This window comes from Patescibacteria group bacterium (genome assembly GCA_040753135.1).
Taxonomy (GTDB): Bacteria; Patescibacteriota; Minisyncoccia; order UBA6257; family Brennerbacteraceae; genus JBFMGR01.
Window position 1 is genome coordinate 3,899 of record JBFMGR010000012.1, and the last position, 9,380, is coordinate 13,278.

A 9,380-nucleotide genomic window follows, 5' to 3' on the forward strand; every position below is an offset into this window, starting at 1 on the left:
AGGCTGTAAAAGAGTTTTTTCAAAAAAGGAAAATCAACTCACGGTTGCAAAAGATTGATATTTCTGGGACATTTTTTAGAAAATAGCGTTCCTTCAAAAGAAAATTGCCATAAAAATACTCAAGGGGGCGTTGCACTTTCGCTCCCGTTGGCCGTTCACCCTCGCCTAACAAGGGATAAAAGAGAAATGGCTCGGCTCGGTATTTCCCCAAATTTTCTTCGTTACGCTACAGAAAAATTTCTTTTATCCCGAAACGTTATACACAATCGAGAGAAGAGCTATTAAAAATTTGTGGGGCAAAACTTTTAAGTATCATATTTTTCAATAGTATTATGGTAACAAAAATCACTTATTTTGTTCATGGTACTACAATTGATAATGAACAGGAAATCTCCTCTGGCTGGTCTGATGTTGAACTTTCAAAGTTAGGGATTCAACAATCAAAAGAACTTTGGGATAAAATCAAAGACAAGCATTTTGATGTAGTTTTTTGCTCTGACTTAAAACGGGCTGTGCATTCGGCTGAATTAACTTTCAAAGATAAGGTTAAAATAATTCCTGATAAGCGTTTGCGAGAGTGTAATTATGGAAAATATAATACACAGTCTTCTGAAATTATTGAACCCCTACAAGAACAACACATAAAGAGGAGATTTCCTGATGGTGAAAGTTACGAAGATGTCAAAATGAGAATAAGTGATTTTCTTGATTTTTTGAAGAAAAATTATGATGGGAAGTCGGTTGCCATTGTTGCACATAAAGCCCCACAGTTAGCGTTAGATGTTTTGTTGAAAAATAAAACCTGGGAACAGGCCTTTGCTGAAGATTGGAGAAAAACAAAAGCATGGCAACCGGGATGGGATTATACAATGGAGTAAAAGTTTTGCCCCTTTTATCATGAACGCTCTTTTCTCGACTCACTTCGTTTTGCTCCGTGCCCCGCTGCGCTCTCGCTTCACTGCGTTATGCTTGGGACACATAACAAGGGATATGTGGTTCGGGGCTCGGCTCGCTATTCTCCCAAATTTTCTTCGTTACGCTACAGAAAAATTTCTTTTATCTAGAAACATTAGCATAAAATCGGCAAGATCAGATGATGCGCAAATATTAGCTTCTAAATTATTTTTATTTACAAGAAAAAGGCGCCAATAACGTAGTCAAGGAAGAGCAAGGTTAAATAATCAGCATGCCATCGCCGAAGGAATAAAATCGGTAATTGTTCTTAATTGCCAATTGATAAAGCTCAAGAATTTTTTTTCTGCCGGCAAAAGCACTAACCAACATTAAAAGAGAAGATTGGGGCAGGTGAAAGTTGGTAATCAAGCTATTAATAATTTTGAATTTATAGCCCGGCCGGATGAATAGACCAGCGGTTTCCCATTTTATTTTACTCGATTTTGTCTTGCCAGCTAAATAAGCTGATAAAATTTTTGAACTTTCTAAAGTTCTGACCACCGTAGTGCCGCAGGCAATAATCGGCCAAGAATGTTTTTTCGCTTTTTTGATTAGCTCTAATGTTTGTTTGGGGATAAAAAATTCTTCTTGATAGAGCTTATTGCTTTTTAAATGTTTTTGTTCTAAGGGCGCAAAAGTGCCCAAATTAACATTCAGGTTGATAAAGCCGATCTGATGGCCTTTGTTTTTGAGTTTTCTTAATAACCGATTAGTAAAGTGCATTGAAGCAGTTGGCGCGGCTACCGAACCGGGTATTTTGGCAAAAATAGTTTGGTATTGTTTTCTCAATTCTTTTTCAGATAAAGGCGAGTGCTTAATATAAGGCGGAATTGGCGTTTGGCCGTATTGGTTTAAAATTTTTATCAGTTGGTTGATTGGGAAGCTGGGTTTTAAGTAAAAAATTTTGTTTTTTTGTTTTATTACTAAAAAATATTTATTGTCAGTTGTTGGTTGCGGCTTGTTGGTCAAGTACAGTTTTGTATTTGTTTTTTGGCCCGGAGAGATTAAAGCTTTAATCTGGTTGTCAGCTATCCCCAAACAGAAAACCTCAACTTTGCCGCCAGTTGATTTTTTAGTGTAGATTCGGGCCGGAATGACTTTGGTTTGGTTAAAAATAATTACTGAATTTTTTGGTAAATACTTATCTAAGTTTAAAAAAATATCATGCCCAACTTGATGAGTTTTAAGAGAATAAACTAAAAGTTTAGCTTTGTCCCGAGGTAGAGTCGGCTTTTGGGCGATCAGGTTTTCAGGCAGAGGATAATCAAATTGCTTTAAATAAGATCGAAAATCCATAACGTTTTTAAACTTTCTTGTCTTTTGGGGAATTTGCTTATTCTCAAATTCTTAAGAATTTGAGAATAGTTTAATAGTTGTTTCTAAAACAAAAAGATTTAAGTTTTGTTTTTTATTGTTTCATCCACCTCGCTCCGCTCGGATGAAACTGCGCCAGCTCGTTTCATCCACCTCGCTCCGCTCGGATGAAACTGCGCCAGCTCGTTTCATCCACCTCGCTCCGCTCGGATGAAACTGCGCCAGCTCGTTTCATCCACCTCGCTCCGCTCGGATGAAACTGCGCCAGCTCGTTTCATCCACCAGTTTAGCAAAAATACCTTAAAATAAAAAATAAACCGATTCAGCCAATCAGGTTTTCGCTGGGGATAACTTCAGAGATAAAATTTATTATAATTTTATCAGCTTATTCTGTTGTTTAGTGCCCAGCCGTTTCAAGCAAAGCAGCTGGGTGAAAGGAGGCATTATGAACGGACCATGAGCTGGGAAAGGAATTTCCTTTCCCAGCGCCTGAAGAGGCGGGGCGGCAAATGCCGCCCCGCGATTAATTTACAAAGACGCTTTAGATTAACGTTTGTAAGAAATTACGCTTCACGCTTCATAATTCATTATTTACTTTTTATACTCTATGATCCATAATTCATAATTCATTATTCACTGTTTTGTGTTAATTTATAAATTAAGATGAAAAAACAGGTTTTAAACCAAATTTTAATCTGGTCAGGCGCAGTTTTAGCTTTAGCAGTGATTTTTGTTTTTATGTATTACTTTGTCTGGTTGGGCGGGAATCAATCAAAAGCAGGCGAGTATCAGATTCAGCTTACTAAAGCTGATTGGCAATTGGGCAATCCAAACGCAAAAGTTGTTTTAGTTGAATACAGCGATTTTCAGTGCCCGGCTTGCGCTTATTACTCTTCCTTACTTAAACAATTGCTTGAAGAGTATTCTGATGAAGTTTTGTTTGTTTACCGTCATTTTCCTTTGTCTAACATCCACAAAAACGCTAATTTATCAGCTTACGCCGCTGAAGCCGCAGGCAGACAGGGCCAATTTTGGGGAATGTCTGAAAAGCTGTTCTTGAATCAAGAAGACTGGGCGGAAAGCAACCAAGCAAAAGAAATTTTTGTTAGCTATGCTGAAGAGCTGGGCTTGGACCAAAGCCGGTTTTTAGCTGATTTAGATTCAGAAGAAATTAAGGATAAAGTTTTCCAAGATTACCAGTCAGCGCTTTTATACCGGTTAAACGGCACGCCAAGCTTTTTTATTAATGGCAAAAAGATTCAGAACCCAAGGACTTTAGAAGAGTTTAGGAAGATAATTGAGCAGGAATTAACCAGCAGTTTTTAATTCCCAATTTCCAATTCCTAATTTCTAATCACTTAAGATTTTAGATGTTAGATCAATAAAACGATCCCAACGAATAACGAATTTATACGAATTTACGAATAAACGAATTCATATATTCACTTATTCGCAATAGATTCGCTATTCGTTGATTAAATGCTAAAAAAGTAAATTCATAACCCTTGATTCATAATTCATAATCCCGATTTAGTGTTATAATTAGTTTAATGGCTCCGAAGCAAAAGATTTTTTTAGGCATCTTGGTTTTAGGCAGTCTGATTGGTTTGTTGGACACATCTTATTTAGCGATTTTGCAGCTTAAAAATAATCAGTATCTTAGCTGCGATTTTTGGGGTTTTAGCTGCGATAAAGTCTTAAACAGCGTTTACAGCAAATTCTTGGGCATTCCTTTAAGTTTTTGGGGTTTGGGCTATTATCTAACCCTGTTTTTCGGAGCCGCGGCTTATTTAAGCCGGCAAAACAAACTGATTTTAAGATTAATTGAACTTTGGGTCTGGCTCGGCGCCGGAGTTTCGCTGATTTTGGTTTATCTTCAGGCCGCGGTGTTAAAAGCTTTTTGTTTGTATTGTTTGATTTCCGAGCTGGTTATCTTTACAATGATGATTAGTTATTTAATAATTAAATTTTTGATTAAATCAGATTATACTAATCAACGAATTTAATACGAATCTACAGATATGCGAATTGTGAAACAGGAAAATAAGTTAATATATCCGAATTTGTCTTATAAGTTAAGCCGGATTCTTAATTCTGAAACTTAAATATCCGCATATTTGTGAATTAGCATAAGATTAGCATATTAGTATAACGTAGATGTTTGTTCTTAAAGCCGGCGGCACCAGAGAATTTTTCAATAAAAAAAAGATCGCCAGTTCTTTGGTTAAGATTGGCATGGATAAAGAATGGGCCAAAGGCGTGGCAGACGAGATTCGGGCCGGGTTTAAGAGAAAAACCGTCAGTTCCGACGAAATCTTTGATTTAGTTTTGGAAAAGCTTAAGCCGTTTGGCAATGTTTATTTGGGCAAATACAATCTTCGCCGGGCAGTTATGGATTTGGGCCCAACCGGTTATCCGTTTGAAAAGTATATTGCCAGAGTCTTGGAAGAGTATGGTTATCAGGCAAAGACCAACCAGTTTATTGATGGTTTTTGCGTCAGGCATGAGATTGATGTCCTGGCGGAAAAAGACAAGTCTCACTTTATTGTTGAATGCAAGTACCATAACACCCGGGGCGCTCGGTCTGATCTAAAAGTCGCTTTAGCTCTCTGGGCAAGATGGCTGGATATCCAGCGGAAATGGGAAAAAGAGGCTTGGCATCCGGAAAAGTATCATGGCGTTTGGCTGATAACCAATACTAAATGCACCAGTGAGGCAATCAAATATGCCGAGTGCGTTGAGATGCTGATTACCAGCTGGGGTTATCCGGGCGAGATGAGTTTGGAAAAGCTGATTTATAAAAAACAGCTTTATCCGGTTAATATTTTTCCCGGAAAAGAGTACCAGCGGTTCTATTATCGGCTCGGGCAAGAGAGGATTTATCTCTCGAGAGATTTGTTAAAACATTCGGCTAAAGAGCTGGCAAAAATGCTTAATGCCAAAGAACTGGAAACCCAAAACTGGCTTGATCGGGCCAGGGAATTAGTTAACCACGAGTAATCAAAGCAATGAAAAGAACTGTTGCTATTATCGGCGCCGGAGAATTAGGTTCAGCGTTTGGTAAAATTTTAGAGTTGCTTGGCCATCGGGTCTATTTATGGGATTTGGTTCCGGAAAAAAGAAATACCGGGAAAAGTCTTGAAGAGATTATTCGGCAAGCCGAGCTTGTTTTTTTAACCGTGCCTTCTTGGTCTTTAAGTGCGGCTTTGGGTTCGGTAAAAAATTTTTTAAATCCGAAAACTAAACTTATCTGCGCCTCAAAGGGGATGGAGAAAACCGGCAAAACCGTGCCGGAGATAATTCAAGAATCAATTGCCAATGATTTTGCAATCCTGTCCGGGCCGATGATTGCCGAAGAACTGGATCTGGGTCTGCCAGGATTTTCTTTGGTTGCCGCTGGGGGAAAAGAGCTGTTTGAGGAATTAAACTTATTATTTTTGGGTTCAGGATTGCGGCTTCAATATGCTTCTGATTTAAATTCGGTTGCTTATGCCGGAATTTTGAAAAACGTCTATGCTTTGATTTTGGGTTTAGCCCACGGCTTAAGCCAAGGGGACAATGTCCGAGGTTTTTTAATTTCTGAAATTTTAAAAGAGTGGGAAGATTTAGCCAAAATCCTTGGTATAGACAGTTCAGTTTTAAGGGGCTTGGCTGGGCAAGGAGATTTTATTGCTACCTCAATCAGCCGGTATTCAAGGAACTGCCAATTGGGGGAAAAATTAGCCAAAGGAAACTTAGATAATTTAACCAGCGAAGGCTTTGAATCTTTAGCGCCTTTGATTAAGCTTGTTCGCGAAAAAACCAATCAGCCCCTGCCAAAGTTTTTAAATGGCTTAGAAAGAATTATTATCAAAAAACACGAGCCCAAAAAAGTTTTTCAGGAATTGATTGAGATTTAATTATGCCCAAAATTATTAAAAATAAATCTTTATTAGCCAAAACAAGGCAGAGAAAAATTGCTTTGGAAATCGTTGAAGCCGGCTTAGCAGCAATTCAAACCGAAGCGGTCTTAAGCCAAAAAGTTAAGCTGGTTGGCAATCAGCTCCGAATCAATGGCCGGCAGTTCAATCTTAATGATTATCAGAAAATCGGATTTTTGGGGATAGGCAAATGCGCTTTTAAATCAGCCAGATTTTTTGAAAAGTTATTAAAGGCAAAACTTTGCGGCGGAGTGGTAATTGATATTAGCGGCGGCAGATTAAAAAAAATAAAGTCTTTTATTGGCAGCCACCCCTTGCCTTCGGCAAAAAACATTGTTGCGACTAAAGCGGCAATCAGGTTTGTTAAATCTTTGGATCCGGAAAAGGACTTGCTGATTATGGTTATTTCTGGCGGCGGCTCAAGCTTGTTTTTTTCTCCTGTTGGAATCAGCTTAAAAGATTTTCAAAGCCTGACTTTAGATCTGCAAAAGTCAAAAGCAGATATCTATAAACTCAACACGGTGAGAAAACATTTGTCTTTGGTTAAAGGCGGCAAATTAGCCAAAATAATCTATCCCTTAAAGACAATTGGTTTGGTTTTTTCCGATGTGATTGGCGATGACCTAAGCTTTATTGCTTCCGGGCCGCTAGTTTTGGATAAAACAACAAACGAGCAGGCAAAAAAAGTTCTTCAGCAATACGGCCTATGGCAGAGATACAAGGGCAAGATTGCCGAGTTTTCCGAGACGCCCAAGGATAAAAAGTATTTTAAGAATATTCAGAACTTTTTAATTCTCAATAACCAGACCGCGCTTCAAGCAATGGCGAACAAAGCCAAGCAATTAGGTTTAAAGCCGAAAATTTTAACTGACAAGCTTTCTTGTCTAAACTTTAATGCTTTTCAAGCAATCAGGACCAGAGCGAAAAAGTTCAAAAACCACAATCTGTTTTTAGCCGGAGGCGAAACTAAAGTTAATATTATCGGCAAAGGCAAAGGGGGAAGGAATCTGGAAGCGGCTTTGGCCGGTTTGGTTCAAATCAAGCCAAACGAGCTGTTTTTAGCTTTTGCTTCTGACGGAATTGACAATACTGATTTTGCCGGCGGGGTTAGCGACACTCTTGCTTTACTGGAAGCAAAGAAACTGGGTTTAAAGATTAAAGAATATTTAAAAGACAATGATTCTTATAATTTTTTCAAACAAATCGGAGACTATCTGAAAACCGGCCCAACCGGCAGCAATGTCTCAGATTTGATGCTATACTATAAGACTAATCGCGAATAAGGCGAATTTAATAAGGCAATAATGCGAATTAACAAAAACTCTAAATCCAAAATCCTAAACTTTAAACAATTTCAAAATCTCAATATCCAAATTCTAAATTGTTTTACATTTTTAATTTTGGTCATTTTAATTTATTTGGGATTTAGGGTTTAGAATTTTTTTATTTATATTATTAATTAATAATTTGCGTATTAGCAATTACTTCTATGAAAAAACATATTTATTGGTTTAAGGAGCTGACAATTAAAGATGTGCCCTTGGTGGGAGGTAAGAACGCGGCTTTGGGCGAGATGTATCAAGAACTGATTCCTTTGGGAGTCAAGATCCCAAACGGGTTTGCGGTTTCTGCCCAGGCGTTTCGCGATTTTATTAAATTTAATAATTTGAGCGGGAAAATCAACCAAGTTTTAAAAGGTCTTGACACCCATAATGTGGCCCAATTGGCTGAAAAAGGCAAAGCGGTTAGACAATTGATTTTATCAGGCGAGTTTCCCGAGGACCTGAAAAAAGAAATTATTAAATTCTATCGTCAGCTTTCTAAACAATATCAAGCTGAAAATGTTGATGTCGCGGTTCGGTCATCAGCCACCGCCGAAGATCTGCCCGGCGCTTCTTTTGCCGGCCAGCAGGAAACTTATTTGAATATCCGGGGCGGAAAAGCGCTTTTGGAAGCGACAAAAAAATGTTTTGCTTCTTTGTTTACTGACCGGGCAATTTCTTACCGGGTAGATAAAGGGTTTGACCAAACCAGTGTGGCTTTGTCTGTTGGAATCCAGAAAATGGTTCGGGCCGATAAGGCCAGTTCAGGGGTGGCTTTTACTTTAGACACTGAAACCGGATTTAATCAGGTGATTGTGATTAACAGCGTTTATGGCTTAGGCGAGCTGATCGTTCAGGGTAAGGTTATTCCTGATGAGTTTATTGTTTTTAAGCCGCCTTTGGCAAACGGATTTTATCCGATTATTGAGCATCGCTTAGGTGATAAAAATATCAAGATGATCTATGGTTCGGCGCGGCTTACCGCAAGCAGCGGCAGTCAAACCAAGGGTAAGCCGACTAAAGTTGTTCCGGTGCCAATAAAAGATAAGAATAAATTTTCTCTTTCTGACAAAGAGGCGATTAAGTTGGCTGAAGATTGCTTAAAAATTGAACAGCACTTTTCCAAAAAGCATAAAAAATATACGCCAATGGATATTGAGTGGGCTAAGGACGGATTAACCAATGAAGTTTATATTGTCCAGGCCCGGCCGGAAACGGTTCATGCCGGCAAAAAAGAGAATATCTACGAAGAGCATATTTTGGTTTCCAAGCCAGCCAAGCCGCTTTTGACCGGAATTGCGATCGGGACAAAGATTGTTGCCGGCAAAGTCAGGGTAATAAAAAATGTTAAAGACATTTATCAGTTTAAAAAAGGCGAGGTTTTGGTAACCGAGATTACAGACCCTGACTGGGAGCCGATTATGAAGATTGCTTCCGGAATTATCACTGACAAAGGCGGGAGAACCAGCCATGCGGCAATTGTTTCTCGAGAGCTGGGCGTGCCTTGTTTAGTTGGCAGCCAAAACGCCACTAAAGCTCTGAAAACCGGTCAGACCGTAACTCTGGATTGCTCTTCTGGCGAGCAGGGCAAAATTTATTCCGGGGCCTTGAAGTACAAGGTTTTAAAACATAATCTTAAAAATCTGCCGAAATTAAAAACTAAGATCTCTCTGAACATCGGCGCGCCGGATGAAGCGTTCCGCTACCATGCTTTGCCGGTTGACGGCGTTGGTTTGGGCCGGTTGGAATTTATTATTGCTTCAGAAATCAAAGCCCATCCGAATGCTTTGATTGATTATGAAAAACTAAGATCGGGCAAAAAAACTATCCATCACCACTCTTCGGCAGAGATAAAAAAGATTGTCCGGCA

General features: G+C 38.9%; 8 protein-coding genes. 7 read left to right on the top strand and 1 reads right to left on the bottom strand.

From position 1 onward, the window contains the following. The first annotated feature begins 332 nt into the window (after window positions 1–332). Window positions 333–878 carry a histidine phosphatase family protein gene (locus AB1721_03160; protein MEW5805692.1) on the top strand — a complete coding sequence of 182 codons (546 nt, stop codon included), beginning with the start codon at window positions 333–335 and terminating at the stop codon, window positions 876–878. Window positions 879–1,173: 295 nt separating this feature from the next. Here the strand turns inward: AB1721_03160 and queA are convergent, their stop codons facing one another. Further along, the gene (gene queA / locus AB1721_03165; protein MEW5805693.1) at window positions 1,174–2,250 is read right to left on the bottom strand and encodes a tRNA preQ1(34) S-adenosylmethionine ribosyltransferase-isomerase QueA; all 1,077 of its coding nucleotides are present in this window, start codon (window positions 2,248–2,250) and stop codon (window positions 1,174–1,176) included. Between the two features lie 681 nt (window positions 2,251–2,931). Here queA and AB1721_03170 point away from each other — a divergent pair. The 6 genes from AB1721_03170 to ppsA all read left to right on the top strand — a co-directional run. After that, on the top strand, window positions 2,932–3,594 hold the full coding sequence (locus tag AB1721_03170) for a thioredoxin domain-containing protein (GenBank protein MEW5805694.1): 663 nt from the start codon (window positions 2,932–2,934) through the stop codon (window positions 3,592–3,594). A gap of 224 nt (window positions 3,595–3,818) precedes the next feature. Beyond that, entirely contained in the window at window positions 3,819–4,274 is a 456-nt protein-coding gene (locus tag AB1721_03175; GenBank protein MEW5805695.1) for a vitamin K epoxide reductase family protein, read from the top strand. Window positions 4,275–4,425: 151 nt separating this feature from the next. Further along, window positions 4,426–5,268, top strand: a complete 843-nt coding sequence (locus AB1721_03180; protein MEW5805696.1) for an ATP cone domain-containing protein — start codon at window positions 4,426–4,428, stop codon at window positions 5,266–5,268. An 8-nt stretch (window positions 5,269–5,276) separates the two neighbouring features. Then, entirely contained in the window at window positions 5,277–6,167 is an 891-nt protein-coding gene (locus AB1721_03185) for a 2-dehydropantoate 2-reductase N-terminal domain-containing protein (protein MEW5805697.1), read from the top strand. Between the two features lie 2 nt (window positions 6,168–6,169). Continuing rightward, window positions 6,170–7,471, top strand: a complete 1,302-nt coding sequence (locus AB1721_03190) for a DUF4147 domain-containing protein (protein ID MEW5805698.1) — start codon at window positions 6,170–6,172, stop codon at window positions 7,469–7,471. Between the two features lie 206 nt (window positions 7,472–7,677). Beyond that, window positions 7,678–9,380 (top strand): phosphoenolpyruvate synthase (gene ppsA, locus AB1721_03195; GenBank protein ID MEW5805699.1); only part of this gene is annotated, 1,703 nt, incomplete at its 3' end.